This is a genomic window from Micromonospora sp. NPDC049171 (assembly GCF_040648275.1).
Classification (GTDB): domain Bacteria; phylum Actinomycetota; class Actinomycetes; order Mycobacteriales; family Micromonosporaceae; genus Micromonospora.
The window spans coordinates 74474-95469 of sequence record NZ_JBEZDJ010000004.1; the positions used below are offsets into that span (position 1 = coordinate 74474).

Sequence of the window (20996 nt, forward strand, 5' to 3'; positions counted from 1 at the left end):
TCAGTGCCACCATCTTCGCCGTCAGCACGCCCGGACCCTCGACGACCTCGCCGTGCCGTACGGTGATCGACATGACGCGGACCGTGGCTCTGCGTGATCTGCTGGACAACGGCCGGGACTGCGACATTCCACGGCTGGAGGCGATCGCCGCGGAACTCGGCCTACCCGTGGCTGACGTACTCGTGGTCGCGGGCCACCCGGTACCGGGGGATCTGCTGCCGCCTGACCGCGATAAGACCGTCATGCGGGCGTTCGCCTACCGTGTGACCTACTGCAACCACCCTAAGCTGGCGGCCCTGCGTGCGTTCCTGCTCGCCATGCCGGATGAAGGCGCGGCACCCGAGCCTCGGCCGGCTCGCGATCCGGCCGACCCAGACCCGTTCCCGGCCGTCCTGCACGGTCTTATGCGTAACCGCGGCTTCGGGGTGCGGGAGTTTCCGTTCGTCGGTCTGTCGATCAGCACCATCAGAGGCATGCTGGGAGGCAGGCGGAAAGACCATTCTGGAGCTGTGGGTGCCGGGTCATGGCACCGTCTCTCCCAGCTGCAGGCCGTGGCCGGGCCGCTGGGCTGGAGCACGGAGGACCTGGCCACCCTGGCGGGCGAGCCGCTGCGGCCCCTCGAATATGGTCCGATGTTCTGTCACCACGTCGGCGCGCTATTCCTGGCCGCCGTCCCCCGCACCACCGATCAACTGGTGCACGCCGCCCGTGAGGCGGACCGGTTGAGCGCGCGCGAGGACCACGGCGCCTGGCATCCAGTCTCGGAAGGCACCTACGACTGCCCGGACGCGTAGGCGTGCCTTTCTCAAATACGCTCCAAACGCGGCCCACTTTGGGCGTGGGCAGATGGTGGGCGGTCGAGCGCAACAGGGTTGGCCATCGGGGAGAAATCGCAGCTCAGGCCAGCTGTACGCGGCAAGATCACGGACGCCCTGTAAATCCGTCGCGAAAGCTTCAGAGGTTCGAATCCTCTACCCGCCACCAGGCAACGAAAAGGCCCTTGACCTGCGGAAACGCGAGTCAGGGGCCTTCGTCGTTTCCTGTCATTCTTGGCCGCGGTTGCTCCTGATCGACTGACCGATCGGTACGGATCGGGCACGCGAGGGGACTGACGTTACAACCGAGTCTGGTCAGTTGGTGCTCATGATCGCCCGGCACCTTGGACTCGACTGGTGTACCTAAGCGTGGAACGAAAAGCGGATCGCTGAGGTGCGCTCGGCTCGGCTGGGCAGGCTGGCGCTTCAAGATCGCCATCTTCGAGTCTGGCGCGGACGACGAGAGCCGGGTCGTCGTGATCGTTGCCGTGCGGGGAGGCGCCAGATCCCGAGGACGATTGCCGAGTGACGGTGTCTGCGCCGAGGGGTTTGTCGCCTCGGGAAGCCGACGGATCACGCCCAGGTGGGGCGGGGTCGGTGGGGCAGACCGCCGGCGGTTGAGCGCCGGCGGTTGGGTGGGCGTGCCGCGCCCGGTCCACCCTTTGCTCTGCACCCGCCCGCGCACCACGCACGCTCCGTAACTGGCGCGTGGGCGGGTGCAGAGCAAAGGGGCCGTGCCTGTGGTGCGGTCCGTCCGCGTGCTCTCGCCGCGCGGCGCGGCGAGGTGGGGGACACGGCGACGTGGGGTCAGCCCTCGCGGGTGGTGCCGGCCCCGGAAGTTGATCGCCTTATGGGTGCCGCCGCAGAACGGCTTGAGCGCCGACGTGCCGCACGGGTCATAGCACCGTCAACTGGGGCGGAGCCCCGAAGGGCGAACCGCCCGCTAGGATCCTCGCCTCAATATGAGAGTGCGGGAGCGTACGTGATCAAGCTTTTCATGGCCAAGAAGCCCGCGTGCCGCTGTCGGCCCCAGTGGCCGGCTCTGGTCACGGAGATGAATGGTCATGTCATGCCGTGCCAACCATCCGAGCACGGCAGTCCGATGACCAGGCTATTCGAGCTGTCAGCCCGGTGCGCCGAGTGCTCCGCGACCTACCCCGGCAACTTCATCATCGAGCCAGGCACGCCACCCCCGTTCGAGTGGGCGCATGAGCCCCAGAACACCGTGTGCTCCTGTGAGCCGCGGTGGCCGAAGCTGATGGTCAAGCTGCGTGGCCAGTGGTACCTCGGCTACCCAGGTACGGACGGCCAACTGGTGGTTGACGGCGCAGCCGAGGGGGCCTTCTGCGATAGCTGCGGGGCGCACTTCCTGGGAGACATGGTGGTCGACCTTGATGACACGTCGCACCTGGAAGATCCCGACGCGACGTAGCAGGTCCGGCCGGCCCAGTCGATGCCGGCCGGAGCCGGGCTGGCGCCGCCTGGTTCTTGAGGCAAATGCGGGAGCTTCCGGGCCTGCACGGCGGGCGGCTCTCCGAGTCGGCCTACGACCGGTGGTGGAAGCTCACCCGGGAGAAGTCGCAGACCGAATCGCAGGTCGCCTCGCCGCTCGTTCGGCGGCCCTACGGCTTGCGGCACGCGGCGGCCTCGCTCCGGCTCAATGCCGGCGTACCTCCGACCGAAGTCGCCCGGCGCCTGGGCCACGGCGTCGCCGTCCTGCTCCGGGTCTACGCCGGCTGCGGCGACGGCGGCGACGACACGATGAACGACAAGATTGGCGACGCGCTCGGGTGACGTGCTGCCGATCTGGTGCTGTTCACGGACGTCCTGCTGAGCGCTGATGTTGATGAGGTGCGCTAGAAGGAGGGGGTGGATTTGCCCGCGTCGCAGGACTCAACCCCCTCCGAGGTCCGTGTCACGGTTGGTTCGACTCCAGCCGCGGAAACTCGTGTGCCGGAGCTGCGGCTCTGGGGGATCCGTCGGTCGATCACGTCGGCTGTTGGGGCCGCACTGCTCCTGGTAGGGGTCCTGATCGCGGCGGCACTCTGGTACGCGGAGTGGCCCGGCCTTGAGCGGGGTGCCACCGTCACAGCGGCCACGTTGTTCGACCTGTTGAAGCTCGTATTCGCCGTGGTGGCGGGCATCGGCGGTGTCGCCGCCCTGGTGGTCGCCTACCGTCGGCAGCGGGTGGCGGAGCACACCAACGCGCTGGCGGAATTCGCTCACCAACTGGCGCACGCCGCTGATCTTCGCGCCGAAGTCACCAAGGCCCTCGCTGAGGCGGCCGACGAACGAGCGAAAACTGAGACTGACCGCAACGGCGTCCGGCTGTTCAACGAACGCTTCGCCAAAGCATCCGAGCAGCTCGGCTCGGAGAAAGCAGCCGTACGGCTAGCCGGCGTCTATGCCATGGCCGGTCTTGCTGACGATTGGCGACATGGGCGGCAGACGTGCATCGATGTTCTCTGCGCCTACGTCCGTATGCCGTACACGCCGCCGGACGTCGCGGGCGAGACGCCGACTCAGGATGAGGACCACGCGGCGCTCGGGGCTGCGGACAGGGCCCGGGCCGCCCGCGAGGAGCGGGAGGTACGTCATACCGTTATCCGCCTCGTCGGCAGGCACCTACGTATTGCCGAGGACGACGCGGCCTCCTGGTGCGGCTACGACTTCGACTTCACCGGTGCTGTCTTTGACGGCGGGGACCTTTCGGGAGCGAGGTTCAGCGGTGGGGACGTCTCCTTCGAGGGAGCAACTTTCAACGGTGGAGACGTGTCCTTCGGTGGGGCGGCGTTCAGCGGCGGGACTGTCTCCTTCGGCAGGGCGACGTTCAGTGGTGGGCACGTGTCCTTTGGGGATGCGACGTTCACTGGTGGGCGGGTGTTCTTCGACGGAGTGACGTTCGGTGGCGGAGACGTGACCTTCGGTGGGGCGACGTTCAGTGGCGGGGAGGTGTTTTTCGATGATGCGACGTTCAGCGGTGGGGAGGTGTTTTTCGGCGGGGTGACGTTCAGTGGTGGGCGGGTGTTCTTCGACAGGACGACGTTCAGTGGCGCAAGGGTTCTCTACCTGGCGAAGTTCGATGGCGGGTGGGTGTCGTTCGAGAACGCGGCCTTCAGGGATGGGGAGGTGTTCTTCGCGGGAGCGACATTCAGTGGCGGGGATGTGTCCTTTGACGGGGCGACGTTCCTTGGCGGGAAGGTGTCCTTCGACCGGGCGACGTTCAGCGGGGCGAGGGTGTTCTTCAACTACGTGATCTTCAATGGTGGCCACGTGTCTTTTCGCACGGCGAGGTTCCACGTCCCGCCCACATTCGAAGACGGGCTCCTCGGGCACCCTCCGGACGGTCTGATCCTGCCGCGAGAGTTCAGTGACCGTCCTTGACCTTGAGGAGCAGCCCGCCGTCTCGGAGAACCCGTTCGGGACTGTGCAACGCCCATGCCTTCGCTGCCGGCCCGACCCGATACCGGCGCATCGGCTTTCCGTCCGCCGTCGTGACGTGTGGCGACGTCACCTTCTGCAACGCCTTCCGCGCCACCTCGGCCAACGTGGCGAAATCACGACGCACGCAATCGGCCTGGTCATCCGGGAACCAGGTGAAGGACAGGCGTCCCGGCTCCAGCCTCTCGGGCTGGCCATCGACTGGCCGCCACCGGCCTCCGGTCGCTGCCAGCACCACGTCGTCCCTGGTCCAGGCACGGGTGTGCAGGTACTGGATGAGGGGTCCTACCGTCCCGCCGTCGCGGCCGAGGAGACGCAGGAACGCTTGCACACCATCGTGGTTCATCGCCACCTGCAACGAGTCGTGCAGCACGATGCCTTCGGTCCGATCGTGCGTCTCCCACGTCGCAAGACCCGCGATCGGCTGCGCAACGGCTTCGCTGAATGCGGTGACGTCGGCGGGCAGCAGGAAAGTCACCACGTTCATGGAACGCGATCCTGGCTCGAACACCCGGACATGATCGCAGAGGTGAGCACCTGCGAACCGGCCCGTTCCAGGAGAGCAAGACCGCGCAGACCGCAGGTTGAGGCGTCAGTAGCCGTGAATGGCGTGTCACCCTTCCAGGGCTGTTCAGCACGGTCTGAATTCTCGTTTCGACCCCTCGCCGTCGGACCGTTGTGAGACTGGGTGCGTGCCAGTCTCGCCGGCGCCCCGGCACCGGTCGTCCCGACCCGGTAGGTGGAGAACATGTCCAACGACAACGAGATTCGTCCCTTCCAGCTCGACACGCCCGAAGAAGCGATCGACGACCTGCGTCGCCGGATCGCGGCCACCCGCTGGCCGACCCGGGAATTGGCCAGCGATCGGTCCCAGGGTGTGCAGCTGGCGACGGTCCAGGCGTTGGCCCGCTACTGGGCGACGGATTACGACTGGCGCGCCTGCGAAACGAAGCTGAACGCCCTGCCGCAGTACACCACCTACCTCGACGGCGTCGAGATCCACTTCATCCACGTACGGTCGCGGCACGAGGACGCCCTGCCGCTGATCATGACGCATGGCTGGCCAGGCTCGGTGGTGGAGTTGCTCGGGGTCATCGGCCCGCTCACCGACCCGACCGCGCACGGCGGACGGGCGGAGGACGCCTTCCATCTTGTCCTGCCGTCACTACCCGGCTACGGCTTCTCGGGCGAACCGGCAGAGCTCGGCTGGGAGAACGGCCGGATCGCACGAGCATGGGTGGAGCTGATGCATCGCCTCGGCTACCCGCGCTACGTCGCCCAGGGAGGCGACGTAGGTGCCGCCGTCACGGACGCCATGGGCCGCCAGGCACCCCCGGGGCTGCTCGGCATCCACCTCAACCTGCTGGCCGGTGCGATCGGTATCAAGGACCAGCTACCGGCGGACTCTGCGCAGGAACGCGCCGCGCGCGACGCGCTCGACCTGTTCACGATGGATGGCTTCGGCTACTTCCTGGAGCAGTCCACCCGGCCACAGACGATCGGCTACTCCCTGCTGGACTCACCTGTCGGGCTGGCGGCCTGGATGTTCGACCACGACACCGACAGTTACTACAAGATCTCCCGGGCGCTCGTCGACGGCGAGCCCGTGGGCGGGCTGACCCGGGACTCGATCGTCGACAACGTCACGTTGTACTGGTTGACCGGCACCGGCGCCTCGTCCGCGCGGTGGTACTGGGAGTTCCAACGGTTCCTGGCCGCGGCCGCCGCGGCCGGCCAGACTCCTCCGCCGGTCTCGGTTCCGGTCGGCTTCACGACGTTCCCCGGCGAGATCTGGGCTGCCCCGCGCAGTTGGGTCGAGACGGTCTACCCCGGCCTCGCGTACTTCAACGAGGCCGACCGCGGCGGCCACTTCGCCGCGTGGGAGGAGCCGGAGTTGTTCTCCGCGGAGGTGCGGGCGGTGTTCCGGCCGCTGCGGTAATCCTGGGTCGGCACCGGGTCGACGGTGTGGCGTTGATCCTCCGGCCGGACTTCGGGCTCTCGCGAGACCGGCGCGGACCAGCGCCACGCCCACCCCTGGCGGTCGGTCACCAGATAGATGACAGTGACCTGTTGCCGTGAGGTAGCGGCGAGTAGTGTGCGTACCCGGGACGGAGGGGCGGAGTTCAAATCAACTGTTACGTCTAGTAGGCGTGCTTTCCCCTGCTAGGTCGTTTCTTGGGCATGCCACCGTGGGTTGATCAGCAGATGGTCTGGCCGGACGTTGTGCCTGCCCGGCCGAGCGGGTTGGCTCGCAGGTCGGTTGGCCTGATCGCGGGCGGGGAACTTTCCTGGCGGACGTCGCTGTGGCACCATCGTGGAATCTCCATCCCCGCACCGCCCCCTGCCGACAGGAGTTCCAAATGTCTGGTCGAAAGTTTGGCCGGCTGCGCACGGCGTCGATTGTCCTCGCCGCGCTGGCCGTTGGTGTCCTAGGCGCTCAGCTCGGCAGTGATTTCCAGTCCACCAAGATCGAGTGGGGTGCCCCCGCCGGCCACAGCGTTTCGGTTTCGAGTGGAGCGTCAAGCGTCGCTCGGTGACCCCGGTGCGGCGGCGACGTGTCCGATGACAGGGCGGTGCGGTGTCACCTAAGGCTGTCCGACGTCGTACGACCGAGCACGCCTGGCTGATCACGGCGCCCCTCGCCGGGATCGCCCTGGTGGGAACGCTGGTTCTCGCGTTAACGGTGCCGATCCGTTTCGAGGATTGGCCGACAGCTGTTGCGTTGCTGGTGGTGATGGCTGCTGCCGGGATACCAACGCTCAGCTTCGTCGTCCGCCGTCAAGCGGTGGTGGTGACCCTCCTTGAGATTCCACTCGTACTCGCCCTGTTTTGGCTGTCGCCGCTGCTCATGGTCGTCGTCGCCACGGCAGCCGAGCTCTTCACCCAGATTCACCGCGGTTACGCGCCGCCGAAGTTCTGGTTCAACGTCGCCCGGGCGGCAGCCGGATTCTCCGTCGCCGGGCTGGTGTTGGCGGCCATGCCTCCGCACGAGGGGGTGGGCCCGGCCACGTGGAGCGCGGTCTTCGCCGCTGTCGCCGCCAACGCGCTGATCAGCCTGGTGGCCGTGGTTGGCGTGATCACTCTCCTGCAGGGCTGGCAGGGCACTCGGGAGACGACGAGCACGGCCATCCAGGTTCTGCTGACCACAGCACTGAACGTCGCGGTCGGGATGATCATCCTCATCGCCCTGGCGACGACGCTCTGGTCGATCCTTCTTCTGCTGGCCCTGGCGGTGGCCGGCGTCCTGCTCTACCGCTCCTACTCGCAGTTTATTCGGCAGCACCGCACCCTGGGCGACATGTACGAGCTGACCCGGGCGATGAGCGAGGCGGGTCAGGACGGCAACCTGACGGACGCGCTGCTCGGCCGGCTCCGTTCCCTCATGCAGGCGGAATACGCCACGCTGTGGCTTCCCGCCCAGGGTCGGCACCCGGAGGTCCTGCTGACCGCACGCCTGGACGACCGGGGCCTGCTCGACGTCGCCCCGACCCCGGCGGTGATTCGGGAGAAGACCCGTGAGTCGGGTCGGACGGTCGCGCTCGGTCGGGCCTTCGGCGGTGACCCGACGCTGCGGTCCGCGCTCGCTGACTCCAAGGTCAAGGACGTCATCGCGGTGCCCCTGCGTTCGGGGCAGGCGGTGATCGGCACGTTGGAGGTGGCCAACCGGCTCAGCGACGTGGGCCACTTTGCCCCGGCGGACCTCCCCATCTTCGAGACCGTGGCGGCGCACGCCGCCGTCGCCCTGGAAAATTCGCGGTTGGTCGACCGGCTTCGGCACGACGCCTACCACGACGCGCTGACCCGGTTGCCCAACCGTCGACGGATCACCGGCGCGCTCGCCGAGTCCTTCACGATCGCGGCCCCCGGCGAGGTGGTGGCACTGCTGCTCTTCGACGTCGACGGGTTGCGTCAGGTCAACGAGTCCCTCGGTCACGCGGCCGGGGACAAGGTCCTCGCCGAGGTCGCCAGCCGGCTGCGGGCCAGCGCGCCGTCGTCGGCCCTGGTGGGCCGTGCCGGTGGGGACGAGTTCCTGGTGACGTTGCGGTTGGAGAGCGCGGAGGCGGCGCTCGAGTTGGCCGCCCAACTACGCGACCAGATCCGTGACGAGATGGTCTTCGACGCGCTCACCCTCGACGTGAACACTGCCGTCGGGGTGGCCGTGCACCCCGACCACGGCAGTGACGCGGCGACCCTGCTGCTCAGGGTCGACCTCGCCGCCACGGCGGCCAAGTCGGTGCCGGGCAGCGTGCAGCTGTTCAATCCCGCCCTGGAGTCCCGGTCGTTGCGCCGGCTGGGTCTGGCTGGCGATCTGCGCCACGCCCTGGACCAGGGCGAGTTGGAGGTCTACTTCCAGCCCAAGGTGACTCTGCGGGACCGGCGCCTGGTCGGTGTCGAGTGCCTGGCCCGGTGGGAGGATCCGACGCACGGCACTGTCGCTCCCGAGGACTTCGTGGCGGTGGCCGAGCACACCGGCCAGCTGAGCCGGCTCACCGAGGTGGTGCTCCGCGAGGGGCTCCGTCGCAGCCGGGACTGGGCGCTGGCCGATCAGCCGTTGCCCATCGCGGTCAACATCTCGGCCCGCACGCTCACCGACCAGCACTTTCCGGATCGGGTCCAGGAGTTGTTGACCGAGTACGGGGTGCCGGCGCAGCGACTGACCCTGGAGATCACCGAGGCGGGGGTGCTGGACGGCACCGACCGGCCCATTCCGACTCTGCGCCGGCTGCGTGACCTGGGTGTCCGGCTGTCGGTGGACGACTTCGGCACGGGCGACTCGTCGCTGGCGCATCTGCGTCGGCTGCCGGTGCACGAGGTGAAGGTCGACCGTTCCTTCGTGCAGGGCATGGCGACCGACCCGGGGGACCTGGCCATCGTCAACGCCGTGGTGACCCTGTCCCAGCAGTTCGGCCTGGCGGTGGTGGCCGAGGGCGTGGAGAGTGAGCTGACCCTGGAGCTTCTCCAGGACATCGGCTGTGAGATCGGGCAGGGCTTCCTGTTCAGCCGGCCGCTGCCGTACGAGCGGCTGGCGGCGTGGTTCGGTGCCCAGGTCGAGCCGGAATCGATCTCCAACGGAGAGCTGCCGCGCCTTCGCGTCGTGCCCTGAGCAGGGCGTAGACGATCACCGGGGATCCGATTTCACCTGTCGAGCCGGGCCGTGTACTCTTACTTCTGCGCGCCCCACGGGGAGATCGCGCAGGCCCCCTTAGCTCAGTCGGCAGAGCGTCTCCATGGTAAGGAGAAGGTCTACGGTTCGATTCCGTAAGGGGGCTCGAGGGTTCAGCTGGACCCATCGCAGCGGTGTAGCTCAGATGGTAGAGCAAGCGGCTCATAATCGCTGTGTCGCCGGTTCAAGTCCGGCCACCGCTACTCTCGTCTTCCGGGCTCGTTGCCGGTGGTCGTAGGAAAATGGGCGCTTCTGGCGCCCACTTTGCATGTCCGCGCTGTCAGCGTCTAGGCTGGCGCGTCGTAGTTGTTTCCGTTAGCGAGGAAGGCACTCCGCCGTGGCGAAGGCTACCGATGTCCGGCCGAAGATCACTTTGGCGTGTGTGGAGTGCAAGGAGCGCAACTACATCACGCGCAAGAACCGGCGCAACGACCCCGACCGCATCGAGCTGAAGAAGTTCTGCCCGCGCGACGGTCGGCACACGGTCCACCGCGAGACCCGCTGACCCGTGGCCGGCTTCGGGCCGGCCGCTGTCCCAGCTTTCCAATCGCCGATCTGACCGGTTTGGTGCGGCCCCGCCGCAGCCTGCCGACCAGGTCGGCGATTGTGCGTTCCGTGTAGGTTCGCGGCATGTCCCTGGACCCTTCCTTCGTCGGCCGGACCTATCCGCCGACCGCCCCCTACCAGGTGGGCCGAGAAAAGATCCGCGAGTTCGCCACCGCCATCGGCGCCACCGACCCGGCCCACCACGACCCGCAGGCCGCGCAGGCGCTCGGCCACCCGGACGTGGTGGCTCCGCCGACCTTCCCGGTGGTCGTCACGATGGCCGCGAGCCGCCAGATCATCGAGGACCCGGCCCTGGGTATGGACTACAGCCGCGTGGTGCACGGTGACCAGCGGTTCGCGTACACCCGGCCGGTGGTCGCCGGCGACGAGCTGGTCTGCGTCAACACCATCGAGGACGTCAGCAACCGGGGTGGGCACGGCTTCCTGACCACGCGCACCGACGTGCACACCGTCGCCGGGGAACCGGTGGTCGCCGTTTGGTCGAAGATCGTCGTACGCGGGGAGGCCTGAGATGGAGTTGTCCGCCAAGACGTTCCAGGTGACCCGCGCGGACCTGGTCCGCTACGCCGGCGCGTCGGGTGACTTCAACCCGATCCACTGGAGCGACAGGTTCGCCACCGGCGTGGGTCTGCCCGGGGTGATCGCCCACGGCATGTTCACCATGGCGCTGGTCGGCCGGGCGGTCACCGAGTGGGCCGGGTCGCCGGACGCGGTGGTCGAGTACGGCGTGCGGTTCACCCGGCCGGTGGTCGTCCCGGACGACGACCAGGGGGCCGAGATCGAGGTCACCGCGCGGGTCCGTGAGGTGACCGAGGACGGGCTCACCCGACTCGACGTGACGGCGACCTGTGGGGGCGAGAAGGTGCTCTCGCAGGCCCGCGCGACCATCCGGACGACGCGCTGAGGCAGGCCCGCCACGCGAGGCGGAGAGACCGGTTGGGAAAGTAGGGCGGCTACCCGTACACTGGTCCGCCGTGGGGCAAGTGACCCCTGCTCGGTCGTCTGTGACCGCGTGGGGCGAGTGTTGCCGCACAGGGGTGTAGCTCAATTGGCAGAGCAGCGGTCTCCAAAACCGCAGGCTGCAGGTTCAAGTCCTGTCACCCCTGCGCCTCAGGCCTGACCGTTCCCGTGGGTCGCGCCGCCAGCTTGGCGGCGTCCGGCCCGTGGTGGTGGCATCGGCGGGGTGGTTCCGAGGCAATCGGGGCCCTCCGGATGATCCACCGGCCGCGGCCCGTCGCGGGACGGTTGGGCCCGGCCGGCGTGACCAGCGCCGCGTACGCCACTCGGCGTGCGACCCGAGATTCCGCGACGGAGGGCGAAGTGGCCGACAACAAGCGGCACGGCGAGGACGCCGGCGACGATCGTCTGGACGACGAGGTCGTCGACGAGGTTGCCGACGACGACGCCTCCAGCGCGGACGAGCTGGTCTCCCGGGGGGGCACCGCCACGCGGTCCCGCGCCCGGGCGGAGTCGGCGGACAGCCGGCCCACCACCCGGTCGGAGACCGGTCGGGTGGGCGTGTTCGGCCGCATCGCCCGGTTTTTCCGCGAGGTCGTAGCCGAACTGCGTAAGGTCATCTGGCCGACGCGTAAGGAGTTGCTGACCTACACCGCCGTGGTGGTGACGTTCGTCGCGGTGATGCTGACGATCGTTGGCCTGCTCGACCTCGGCTTCGCCAAGGTCGTGCTGTTTGTCTTCGGCAACTCGGACTGACCGGCTGCCTCCAGCCGATAGTGACGGAAGTGAGCGAGCGTGCCTGAGTACGACGAGACCGCCGGACCCGTGGACGAGCAGTCCACGGTCGCGACGGCGGCTGGTGACGAGTCGGTTGAGGCCGCCAGCGAGCCGGAGTTCCCAACGACTGAGCCCGCGCCGGACGAGGAGTACGACCCGGTCGCCGAGCTGAGGCAGAAGCTGCGCTACGCGCCGGGTGACTGGTATGTGGTGCACTCGTACGCTGGCTACGAGAACAAGGTCAAGACCAACCTTGAGACCCGGATCACGAGCCTCGACATGGAGGACTTCATCTACCAGGTCGAGGTGCCGACCCGGGAAGAGGTCGAGGTCAAGAACGGTAAGCGTTCGCAGATCCAGGCCAAGGTCTTCCCGGGCTACATCCTGGTTCGGATGGAGCTGACCGCCGAGTCCTACTCGTGTGTGCGTAACACCCCGGGCGTGACCGGCTTCGTCGGCGCGACCGACCGGGCCGACCGGCCCGCCCCGCTCTCCCTCGACGAGGTGCTGAAGTGGCTGGCACCGGCCGTCGAGACCGAGCAGAAGAAGTCGAAGCCGGAGATCAAGGTCCTCGACTTCGAGGTGGGCGACTCGGTCACCGTCACCGACGGCGCCTTCGCGTCGCTGCCGGCCACGATCAGCGAGATCAACGCGGACCAGCAGAAGCTCAAGGTGCTGGTGTCGATCTTCGGTCGCGAGACCCCGGTGGAGCTCAACTTCAACCAGGTCGCCAAGATCTGACTGGTCGTCGGCGGCGGGCCCGGCCCGGGTCGTACTGCCGGAGAGCGCGCCCGACATGCTCGTCCTGCGCCCCCTGGGCGGCGCGGACGACATAAAACACACCCCTCCCCCCAACTTCGGTGGGGGCGGGCGCGGGGGCCCCCCCCCCCCCCCCGACGTCGGCGTATGCCCTCCCGCTCGACCTCGGCGGACGAGTGGGCTGCGGCCTGCGCTACTCTTGAATGTCGCCGCTGTCGCACCGCGCTGACCGTGCGCGCTCCGAGGGCGGCGACAGCCGCATTTTCCCAGCTCCAAGCCCCAGGAAGTGACATGCCTCCGAAGAAGAAGCTCGTCAAGACGTTCACGCTTCAGCTGCCGGCGGGCCAGGCCACGCCGGCGCCGCCGGTCGGCCCCGCGCTCGGCCAGCACGGCGTCAACATCATGGAGTTCTGCAAGTCCTACAACTCGCAGACCGAGTCCCAGCGGGGCGACATCGTCCCCGCCGAGATCAGCGTGTACGAGGACCGGTCGTTCACCTTCGTGCTGAAGACCCCGCCCGCCGCCCGGCTGCTGATCAAGGCCGCCGGTGTGCAGAAGGGTTCGGGCGTTCCGCAGAGCGAGAAGGTCGGCTCGGTCAGCCGCGCCCAGCTGCGTGAGATCGCCGAGAAGAAGATGGCCGACCTCAACGCCAACGACATCGCCCAGGCCGAGAAGATCATCGCCGGCACCGCCCGGTCGATGGGCATCACCGTCAACGACTGACGTCGGCCCAGGCCGTCGACCCGACCGTGGGAGGGCCCGCGCCGAGCGGCCCGCCAGAGACCACAGGAGTAATCAGCAATGCAGCGCAGCAAGAGCTACCGCAAGGCCGCCGATGTCATCGACCGGTCCAAGCTCTACACCCCCGCCGAGGCCGTGAAGCTGGCCAAGGAGACCACCAACGTCAAGTTCGACGCCACGGTCGAGGTCGCGATGCGCCTCGGCGTCGACCCCCGCAAGGCGGACCAGATGGTCCGCGGCACGGTCAACCTGCCGCACGGCACCGGTAAGACCGCCCGCGTGATCGTGTTCGCCAGCGGCGCGAAGGCCGAAGAGGCCGTTGCCGCGGGTGCCGACGAGGTGGGCACCGACGAGCTGGTCGCCCGGATCCAGGGTGGTTGGCTGGACTTCGACGCGGCGATCGCCACGCCGGACCAGATGGCCAAGATCGGCCGGATCGCGCGGATCCTGGGCCCGCGCGGTCTCATGCCGAACCCGAAGACCGGTACGGTGACCATGGACGTCACCAAGGCGGTGCAGGACATCAAGGGCGGCAAGATCACCTTCCGGGTGGACAAGCACTCCAACCTGCACCTGATCATCGGCAAGGCCTCCTTCACGGAGAGCCAGCTCGTGGAGAACTACGCTGCGGTGCTCGACGAGGTGCTGCGTGCCAAGCCGTCCGCGGCCAAGGGCAAGTACCTCCGCAAGGTCATCGTGACCTCCACGATGGGCCCGGGTGTTCCGGTCGACCCGAACCTGGTGAAGAACCTCACCGGAGACGCCGCCGAGGCCTGAGCCGACACGTTCGCTCCAGCGGGGCGCCGCCACGACCATGGCGGCGCCCCGCTGCGTCCGCGATGTGGCACCCTCTATCCCTATGCGGCTGGAGAACGTCTGGTTGCGGTACCACCGGCGTGGGCCGTGGGTGCTGCGCGGCGTCGACGTGCGGATCGGTCCGGGCGAGGTGGCGGTCGTTCTGGGTCGCAACGGGGTGGGCAAGTCGACACTGCTCCAGGTGGCCGCGGGGGTGCTGCGGCCGGGCCGGGGCCGGGTCACCGACCGTCCGGCACGGGTGGGCTGGGTGCCGGAGCGTTTCCCCGCCGACCAGCCGTTCACCGTGACCCGCTATCTGACCGGCATGGCCCGCGTGGCGGGGCTGGGCGCGGCGGCGGCCGACGAGGCGGTGGCCTCCTGGACCGACCGGCTCGGGTTGTCCGCCTTCCGCTCGGTCCGGTTGCCGGAGCTGTCCAAGGGCACCGCCCAGAAGGTGGGCCTCGCCCAGGCGATGCTGTGCCCGCCGGGCCTGCTGGTGCTCGACGAGCCGTGGGAGGGGCTGGACGCCGCCACCCGCGAGCTGGTTCCCGAGCTGATCTCCGAGGTGCTCGCCGCCGATGGTGCCGTGTTGGTCAGCGACCACCGTGGCGAGACGGTCCGGCTGCCGGCCGCGCGCCGCTGGTCGGTGGCCGACGGGTCGCTGACCGAGGAGACGTCGTCGGCGGCCGAGACGTTCGCGGTGGTCGAGGTCGCGGTGCCGACCGCGCGGGTCGCCGGCACCGTCGCCCGCCTGCGGGCTGAGGGCCACCACATTCTTCGGGTACGCGCCGACGACTCCACCACCGCACCGCGGGCCCGACCCGCCGAGCCGCCGGGGGTGGCCGGCGCTGCCCGACCCGCCGAGCCGCCGCCGACGGTGGCCGGGCAGCCGACAGCCGAGCAGCCGGACGCCACCACCGATGCGGTGGTCGAGCGGGCAGCGGGGGAGACCCGGTGATCGCACTGGTGCGGATGCGGCTGGCCGGCCTCCTGCGGACCGGGCGGGCGTTGGCGCCGCTGCTCGCCGGCCTCGTCGTGCTCGGCACGCTCTACGGCGGCAGCCGAGCCCAGCCAGCGGAGGCGTACGGCGTCTCGGCCGTGGTGCTCTTCCCGGTGCTCGCCTGGCAGACCAAGATCCTGTTGGACGTCGAGCCGGACGTGCAGCGTCGCCTGGCCCAGGTGACCGTCGGGGTGGCCCGCGAGCGGCTTGCCGGGCTCCTCGCCGCCGGGGTGGCGGCGCTGGCGACGGTGGCCGTCGCGCTGCTCTTTCCGTGGCTGGTCGGCGGGGTCACCGGCCCGGTCGAGCCGGGGGACCGGTCGATCCCGGTCGGGGTCGCGCTGGGGCTGTGGGCGCACCTGCTCGCCGTAGCCGCCGCTGTCGCCCTCGGTGCGTTGGCCAGCCGCGCGTCGGTGGGCGGTGCCGCGTACGGCGTCGCGGTGCTCACCCTCGGCGCTGTCGGCGCGGTGGTGCTCGGCCTGAGCGATTCGGTGGCGCCCTGGCTGGCACCGCCGATCATGGCCGCCGCCCGCGCCACCGCCGGCGACGCGGCCGCGCTCACCCTGCTGGGGCTGACCGCGTGGGCGCTGGCCTGGAGCACCGCGGTCGTCGGCGGCTACCTGTGGCGGCGGCGGGCCCAGGGCTGAGCGGTGCCGGCGTGGGTGACGTGGCTCACCGGGTGCGATTTGGTGCTGGTGGCCGGGGCGCGTAGTCTTCAACGAGTCATCCGTGCTCTCATGGATGAGGAACCACCCAAAGACCGCTGGTCACCGTGCTTCGGCACGGTCGAAGGTCCCGCGACGACGGGCGACCCGCGTAGGGCGGCAAGCGTAACTCGGCAGTGCACATGGTCCGCCGACTGTGTCGATCTGCCGGCCCTCGCCCCGTGCGCCCTGCGCCGGGGCTTTTTCGTTGTCGTGCTGCCTCCGCTCCCGTTCCGGCTTCGGCCGTGACGGGGACCAGCCTCGAGTAACGAGAGAGGAGGGACATGGCGGACAAGCCAATCCGGGCCGACAAGGCCACGGCCGTCGCTGAGCTGACTGAGAACTTCCGCAGCGCAGGCGCCACCGTGCTGACCGAGTACCGCGGTCTGACGGTTTCCCAGCTCACCCAGCTTCGGCGCACGCTCGGCGCCGAGACCAGCTACACGGTCGCGAAGAACACGCTGGCGAAGCGCGCAGCGACGGACGCGGGCATCACCGGCCTCGACGAGCTGTTCACCGGTCCTACCGCGCTGACTTTCGTTTCGGGCGACGTCGTCGAGGCGGCGAAGGGGCTTCGCGACTTCGCGAAGGCCAACCCGAAGCTCGTCATCAAGGGCGGTGTCTTCGAGGGCAAGGCCATTTCCGCGGCCGAGGTCACGAAGCTCGCCGACCTGGAGTCCCGCGAGGTGCTGCTGGCCAAGCTGGCCGGCGCGATGAAGGGCAACCTGAGCAAGGCCGCGGCCCTGTTCCAGGCCCCGCTGTCGAAGACCGCCCGTCTGGCGGCTGCCCTGCAGGACAAGCGCGAGAAGGAGGGCGCCGAGGCGGCCTGAGGCCCCACGGCGCACCAGTTCTTTACTTAACAGAATCAGGAAAGGACGCCAGATATGGCGAAGCTCAGCACCGACGAGCTGCTCGACGCGTTCAAGGAGATGACGCTGATCGAGCTCTCTGAGTTCGTGAAGCAGTTCGAGACGACCTTCGAGGTCACCGCTGCCGCTCCGGTCGCGATCGCCCAGGGCGGTGGCGGCGGTGCCGCTACTGCCGAGGCCGAGCCGGAGCAGGACGAGTTCGACGTCATCCTCGAGGCTGACGGCGGCAAGAAGATCCAGGTCATCAAGGTCGTGCGCGAGCTGACCGGCCTGGGCCTCAAGGAGGCCAAGGACGCGGTCGAGGCCGCGCCGAAGGCCATCCTGGAGAAGGTCAACAAGGAGACCGCCGACAAGGCGAAGGCCAAGCTCGAGGGTGAGGGCGCCAAGGTCACCCTCAAGTGACCTGACGTTCTACAAGCGCGTACCTGGCTCGTGAGCCGGGACACTATCGCGTCGCGGCGGGCGGTGATCCGACACGGATCACCGCCCGCCGTGTCTGTGGGCCCAGCCCCGACCCGCTCTGAGCTGGCCTCGGACGGCTGTGCCTGGCGATCCGATCGAGCGTGGCGGGTCGCCCTCCAGTGGGAAAGAACTGCCGACCCGGATACCGGCCCTTGACGCGGCCCCGGGCTGCCAGGCACGCTGACACCAGCAAGACACCGCGCTTGCGACGGCCACGACGTGGGTATGACAGCGGCGGCACCATCGGCCGCGTCGACCTGAGCGGCCCAGTGGGGACGTTGCGTTCTGAGCGGCCCGGCAGACCCCGGTTTACGGGGGCCGAGGCACGTTCCGCAAACGACCTGCGGGGTGGGCTGGACAGCGGTTAGCCTCTCGGCTACACTGCTAGTTTGCGCTGCCTTCCGACTTGACCCCTGCTCGGAAATGTCCGTTTGCGGATATTTCTGGTGGGGTCATTGGAGTGCACGCGTACCAGCCGTTCTGCAGCACCGGTCCTCGGAAGGACGCATCTTGGCAGCTTCCCGCCCTGCGAAGACCAGTCGTACGTCGAGCGCATTCGCTCCCCGCCGAGTTTCATTCGGCAGGATCACCGAACACCTCGAGGTCCCCAACCTCCTTGCCATTCAAAACGAGTCCTTCGACTGGCTCGTCGGCAACGAGGCTTGGCAGGGCCGGTCGGCGGACGACCCGCACGCACGCTCGGGTCTCGCGGAGATCCTTGAAGAGATCAGTCCCATTGAGGACTTCTCCGGCACCATGTCACTCTCCTTCTCTGCGCCGCGCTTCGACGAGGTCAAGGCCTCGATCGAGGAGTGCAAGGAGAAGGACCTGACCTACTGCGCTCCGCTCTTCGTGACCGCGGAGTTCACCAACAACACCACTGGCGAGATCAAGAGCCAGACGGTGTTCATGGGTGACTTCCCGATGATGACGCCCAAGGGCACCTTCGTCATCAACGGCACCGAGCGCGTCGTGGTCAGCCAGCTCGTCCGGTCTCCGGGCGTGTACTTCGACAAGCAGCCGGACAAGACCTCCGACCGCGACCTCTCCAGCGTCAAGGTCATCCCGAGTCGGGGTGCCTGGCTGGAGTTCGACATCGACAAGCGCGACACGGTCGGCGTACGCATCGACCGCAAGCGTCGGCAGGCCGTCACGGTCCTGCTCAAGGCCATCGGCTGGTCGGCCGAGCGGATCCGTGAGCGGTTCGGCTGGTCCGAGCTGCTGATGACCACGCTCGAGAAGGACCACATCGCCGGCCAGGACGAGGCCCTGCTAGACATCTACCGCAAGCTGCGCCCTGGCGAGCCGCCGACGCGCGAGAACGCCCAGACCCTGCTCGACAACCTCTTCTTCAACCCGAAGAGGTACGACGTCGCCAAGGTCGGGCGCTACAAGTTCAACAAGAAGCTCGAAGTCGCCGTGCCGATCACCACCGGCACGCTGACCGAGGACGACATCGTCGCCACCGTGGAATACCTGTGCCGGCTGCACGCCGGTGAGGACGGCTACGAGGCCGACGACATCGACCACTTCGGCAACCGGCGCCTGCGTACCGTGGGTGAGCTGATCCAGAACCAGGTCCGGGTCGGCCTGTCCCGGATGGAGCGGGTCGTCCGCGAGCGGATGACCACGCAGGACGTCGAGGCGATCACCCCGCAGACCCTGATCAACATCCGCCCGGTGGTGGCGGCGATCAAGGAGTTCTTCGGGACGTCGCAGCTGTCCCAGTTCATGGACCAGACCAACCCGCTGGCGGGTCTCACCCACCGGCGCCGGCTGAGCGCGCTCGGCCCGGGTGGTCTGTCCCGGGAGCGGGCCGGCTTCGAGGTCCGCGACGTGCACCCGTCCCACTACGGCCGGATGTGCCCGATCGAGACGCCGGAAGGCCCGAACATCGGCCTGATCGGCGCGCTGTCCACCTTCGCCCGGGTCAACCCGTTCGGCTTCATCGAGACGCCGTACCGGAAGGTCGTCGAGGGTCGGGTCACCGACCAGATCGACTACCTGACCGCGGACGAGGAGGACCGGTTCGTCAAGGCGCAGGCCAACGCGCGCCTGAAGGCGGACGGCACGTTCGCCGAGGAGCGGGTGCTCTGCCGTCGTAAGGGCGGCGAGACCGAGGACGTCCTCCCCGGTGCCGTCGACTACATGGACGTCTCGCCCCGGCAGATGACCTCGGTCGCGACCGCCATGATCCCGTTCCTCGAGCACGACGACGCCAACCGGGCACTGATGGGCGCGAACATGCAGCGCCAGGCGGTGCCGCTGGTCAAGGCCGAGGCGCCGCTGGTGGGCACGGGCATGGAATACCGGGCCGCGGTCGACGCTGGCGACGTGGTGGTCGCCGAGGTCGGCGGTGTGATCGAGGATCTCTGCGCCGACTACGTCACCATCCACCAGGATGACGGCCACCGCCGGACGTACCTGCTGCACAAGTTCCGCCGCTCCAACGCCGGCTCCTGCGTCAACCAGAAGCCGGTGGTCTTCGAGGGCGACCGCGTCGAGGCCGGTCAGGTCATCGCCGACGGGCCGTGCACCGACGAGGGCGAGATGGCGCTCGGACGCAACCTGCTGGTGGCGTTCATGTGCTGGGAGGGTCACAACTACGAGGACGCGATCATCCTGTCGCAGCGCCTCGTGCAGCAGGACGTGCTCACCTCGATCCACATCGAGGAGCACGAGGTCGACGCTCGGGACACCAAGCTCGGCCCGGAGGAGATCACCCGCGACATCCCGAACGTCAGCGAGGAAATGCTCGCCGACCTCGACGAGCGCGGCATCATCCGGATCGGTGCCGAGGTCGTCCCCGGCGACATCCTGGTCGGCAAGGTCACGCCCAAGGGCGAGACCGAGCTGACCCCGGAGGAGCGCCTGCTCCGCGCGATCTTCGGTGAGAAGGCGCGTGAGGTTCGGGACACCTCGCTGAAGGTGCCGCACGGCGAGACCGGCACGGTCATCGGTGTGCGCACGTTCTCCCGCGAGGACGGCGACGAGCTGCCGCCGGGTGTCAACGAGTTGGTCCGGGTCTACGTCGCCCAGAAGCGCAAGATCCAGGACGGCGACAAGCTCGCCGGCCGGCACGGCAACAAGGGTGTCATCTCGAAGATCCTGCCGATCGAGGACATGCCGTTCCTGGAGGACGGCACCCCGGTCGACATCGTGCTCAACCCGCTCGGTGTGCCGAGCCGGATGAACATCGGCCAGGTCCTGGAGACCCACCTCGGTTGGGTCGCCAAGACCGGTTGGAAGGTCGAGGGCGACGACGCCGACTGGAAGCGCCAGCTCCGCTCGATCGACGCGCACGAGTCCGAGGGGGACACCAACGTGGCCACCCCGGTCTTCGACGGTGCCCGCGAGGAGGAGATCTCCGGTCTGCTCGAGTCGACCCTGCCCAACCGGGACGGCAAGCAGCTGATCGGCCGCACCGGTAAGGCGCAGCTGTTTGACGGGCGTTCCGGCGAGCCGCTGCCCGACCCGATCGCGGTCGGCTACGTCTACATCCTGAAGCTCAACCACCTGGTCGACGACAAGATCCACGCTCGTTCGACCGGTCCGTACTCGATGATCACGCAGCAGCCGCTGGGTGGTAAGGCGCAGTTCGGTGGTCAGCGTTTCGGTGAGATGGAGTGCTGGGCGATGCAGGCGTACGGCGCCGCGTACGCCCTGCAGGAGCTGCTCACGATCAAGTCCGACGACGTGCTCGGCCGGGTGAAGGTCTACGAGGCCATCGTCAAGGGCGAGAACATCCCGGAGCCGGGCATCCCGGAGTCGTTCAAGGTGCTGCTCAAGGAGCTGCAGTCGCTGTGCCTCAACGTTGAGGTGCTCTCCAGCGACGGTGTGGCCCTGGAAATGCGCGAGACCGACGACGAGGTGTTCCGGGCCGCTGAGGAGCTGGGCATCGACCTGTCCCGGCGCGAGCCGAGCTCGGTCGAAGAGGTCTGAGGTGAG

Annotated in this window: 19 protein-coding genes and 3 tRNA genes; 21 read left to right on the forward strand and 1 reads right to left on the reverse strand. The window is 68.4% G+C overall.

Going from position 1 to position 20996, the window contains the following annotated elements; genetic code table 11:
* The first annotated feature begins 71 nt into the window (after positions 1 to 71).
* The 4 genes from AB0B14_RS06655 (at position 72) to AB0B14_RS06670 (ending at position 4199) form a co-directional block, all read left to right on the forward strand.
* Positions 72 to 794 (forward strand): hypothetical protein, encoded by a 723-nt coding sequence (locus AB0B14_RS06655; RefSeq protein WP_357521743.1) that lies wholly within the window; start codon positions 72 to 74, stop codon positions 792 to 794.
* Between the two features lie 1003 nt (positions 795 to 1797).
* On the forward strand, positions 1798 to 2247 hold the full coding sequence (locus AB0B14_RS06660) for a hypothetical protein (protein WP_357079435.1): 450 nt from the start codon (positions 1798 to 1800) through the stop codon (positions 2245 to 2247).
* Between the two features lie 65 nt (positions 2248 to 2312).
* Positions 2313 to 2609, forward strand: a complete 297-nt coding sequence (locus tag AB0B14_RS06665) for a hypothetical protein (RefSeq protein ID WP_357521744.1) — start codon at positions 2313 to 2315, stop codon at positions 2607 to 2609.
* 156 nt (positions 2610 to 2765) lie between these two features.
* Positions 2766 to 4199 (forward strand): hypothetical protein, encoded by a 1434-nt coding sequence (locus AB0B14_RS06670; RefSeq protein WP_357521746.1) that lies wholly within the window; start codon positions 2766 to 2768, stop codon positions 4197 to 4199.
* Here the strand turns inward: AB0B14_RS06670 and AB0B14_RS06675 are convergent.
* Positions 4183 to 4743, reverse strand: a complete 561-nt coding sequence (locus tag AB0B14_RS06675) for a hypothetical protein (RefSeq protein WP_357079444.1) — start codon at positions 4741 to 4743, stop codon at positions 4183 to 4185. The two genes, AB0B14_RS06670 and AB0B14_RS06675, sit on opposite strands and share 17 nt — an antisense overlap.
* A 261-nt stretch (positions 4744 to 5004) precedes the next feature.
* Here AB0B14_RS06675 and AB0B14_RS06680 point away from each other — a divergent pair, with 261 nt between their 5' ends.
* The 17 genes from AB0B14_RS06680 (at position 5005) to AB0B14_RS06760 (ending at position 20990) form a co-directional block, all read left to right on the forward strand.
* Positions 5005 to 6195 carry an epoxide hydrolase gene (locus AB0B14_RS06680; RefSeq protein ID WP_357079448.1) on the forward strand — a complete coding sequence of 397 codons (1191 nt, stop codon included), beginning with the start codon at positions 5005 to 5007 and terminating at the stop codon, positions 6193 to 6195.
* Between the two features lie 639 nt (positions 6196 to 6834).
* The gene (locus AB0B14_RS06685) at positions 6835 to 9360 is read left to right on the forward strand and encodes a bifunctional diguanylate cyclase/phosphodiesterase (RefSeq protein ID WP_357079451.1); all 2526 of its coding nucleotides are present in this window, start codon (positions 6835 to 6837) and stop codon (positions 9358 to 9360) included.
* A gap of 93 nt (positions 9361 to 9453) precedes the next feature.
* Positions 9454 to 9526, forward strand: a tRNA-Thr gene (locus AB0B14_RS06690).
* Between the two features lie 24 nt (positions 9527 to 9550).
* Positions 9551 to 9623: transfer RNA gene (locus AB0B14_RS06695), tRNA-Met, on the forward strand.
* 134 nt (positions 9624 to 9757) lie between these two features.
* On the forward strand, positions 9758 to 9925 hold the full coding sequence (rpmG, locus tag AB0B14_RS06700; protein WP_007073056.1) for a 50S ribosomal protein L33: 168 nt from the start codon (positions 9758 to 9760) through the stop codon (positions 9923 to 9925).
* A gap of 125 nt (positions 9926 to 10050) precedes the next feature.
* On the forward strand, positions 10051 to 10497 hold the full coding sequence (locus AB0B14_RS06705) for a MaoC family dehydratase N-terminal domain-containing protein (protein ID WP_357079454.1): 447 nt from the start codon (positions 10051 to 10053) through the stop codon (positions 10495 to 10497).
* 1 nt (position 10498) lies between these two features.
* On the forward strand, positions 10499 to 10891 hold the full coding sequence (locus AB0B14_RS06710) for a MaoC family dehydratase (RefSeq protein WP_357079457.1): 393 nt from the start codon (positions 10499 to 10501) through the stop codon (positions 10889 to 10891).
* Between the two features lie 129 nt (positions 10892 to 11020).
* Positions 11021 to 11093: transfer RNA gene (locus tag AB0B14_RS06715), tRNA-Trp, on the forward strand.
* Positions 11094 to 11307: 214 nt separating this feature from the next.
* A complete protein-coding gene (secE, locus tag AB0B14_RS06720; protein ID WP_357079460.1) occupies positions 11308 to 11700 on the forward strand; it encodes a preprotein translocase subunit SecE in 393 nt (130 codons plus the stop codon).
* 39 nt (positions 11701 to 11739) lie between these two features.
* Positions 11740 to 12462, forward strand: coding sequence for a transcription termination/antitermination protein NusG (gene nusG / locus AB0B14_RS06725; protein ID WP_184178745.1), 723 nt, complete (start codon positions 11740 to 11742; stop codon positions 12460 to 12462).
* A gap of 309 nt (positions 12463 to 12771) precedes the next feature.
* Positions 12772 to 13203 (forward strand): 50S ribosomal protein L11, encoded by a 432-nt coding sequence (gene rplK, locus AB0B14_RS06730; RefSeq protein ID WP_357079466.1) that lies wholly within the window; start codon positions 12772 to 12774, stop codon positions 13201 to 13203.
* Positions 13204 to 13281: 78 nt separating this feature from the next.
* On the forward strand, positions 13282 to 13998 hold the full coding sequence (rplA, locus tag AB0B14_RS06735; RefSeq protein WP_357079469.1) for a 50S ribosomal protein L1: 717 nt from the start codon (positions 13282 to 13284) through the stop codon (positions 13996 to 13998).
* 82 nt (positions 13999 to 14080) lie between these two features.
* On the forward strand, positions 14081 to 14974 hold the full coding sequence (locus AB0B14_RS06740) for an ATP-binding cassette domain-containing protein (protein WP_357521748.1): 894 nt from the start codon (positions 14081 to 14083) through the stop codon (positions 14972 to 14974).
* Entirely contained in the window at positions 14971 to 15660 is a 690-nt protein-coding gene (locus tag AB0B14_RS06745) for a hypothetical protein (protein WP_357079475.1), read from the forward strand. The genes AB0B14_RS06740 and AB0B14_RS06745 overlap by 4 nt, the downstream gene beginning before the upstream one ends.
* Before the next feature lie 341 nt (positions 15661 to 16001).
* On the forward strand, positions 16002 to 16547 hold the full coding sequence (rplJ, locus tag AB0B14_RS06750; protein WP_357079478.1) for a 50S ribosomal protein L10: 546 nt from the start codon (positions 16002 to 16004) through the stop codon (positions 16545 to 16547).
* A 54-nt stretch (positions 16548 to 16601) separates the two neighbouring features.
* On the forward strand, positions 16602 to 16988 hold the full coding sequence (rplL, locus tag AB0B14_RS06755; RefSeq protein ID WP_357079481.1) for a 50S ribosomal protein L7/L12: 387 nt from the start codon (positions 16602 to 16604) through the stop codon (positions 16986 to 16988).
* Between the two features lie 570 nt (positions 16989 to 17558).
* Entirely contained in the window at positions 17559 to 20990 is a 3432-nt protein-coding gene (locus AB0B14_RS06760; protein WP_357079484.1) for a DNA-directed RNA polymerase subunit beta, read from the forward strand.
* Positions 20991 to 20996: the final 6 nt, after the last annotated feature.

Bases quoted from the DNA above. Each gene is read 5' to 3' on its own strand.
- AB0B14_RS06665 (WP_357521744.1), top strand. From the start codon at position 2,313: ATGCGGGAGCTTCCGGGCCTGCACGGCGGGCGGCTCTCCGAGTCGGCC.
- AB0B14_RS06680 (WP_357079448.1), top strand. From the start codon at position 5,005: ATGTCCAACGACAACGAGATTCGTCCCTTCCAGCTCGACACGCCCGAA.
- AB0B14_RS06675 (WP_357079444.1), bottom strand. From the start codon at position 4,743: ATGAACGTGGTGACTTTCCTGCTGCCCGCCGACGTCACCGCATTCAGC.
- rplL (WP_357079481.1), top strand. From the start codon at position 16,602: ATGGCGAAGCTCAGCACCGACGAGCTGCTCGACGCGTTCAAGGAGATG.
- AB0B14_RS06705 (WP_357079454.1), top strand. From the start codon at position 10,051: ATGTCCCTGGACCCTTCCTTCGTCGGCCGGACCTATCCGCCGACCGCC.
- AB0B14_RS06740 (WP_357521748.1), top strand. From the start codon at position 14,081: ATGCGGCTGGAGAACGTCTGGTTGCGGTACCACCGGCGTGGGCCGTGG.
- AB0B14_RS06710 (WP_357079457.1), top strand. From the start codon at position 10,499: ATGGAGTTGTCCGCCAAGACGTTCCAGGTGACCCGCGCGGACCTGGTC.
- rplA (WP_357079469.1), top strand. From the start codon at position 13,282: ATGCAGCGCAGCAAGAGCTACCGCAAGGCCGCCGATGTCATCGACCGG.
- AB0B14_RS06655 (WP_357521743.1), top strand. From the start codon at position 72: ATGACGCGGACCGTGGCTCTGCGTGATCTGCTGGACAACGGCCGGGAC.
- rplK (WP_357079466.1), top strand. From the start codon at position 12,772: ATGCCTCCGAAGAAGAAGCTCGTCAAGACGTTCACGCTTCAGCTGCCG.
- rplJ (WP_357079478.1), top strand. From the start codon at position 16,002: ATGGCGGACAAGCCAATCCGGGCCGACAAGGCCACGGCCGTCGCTGAG.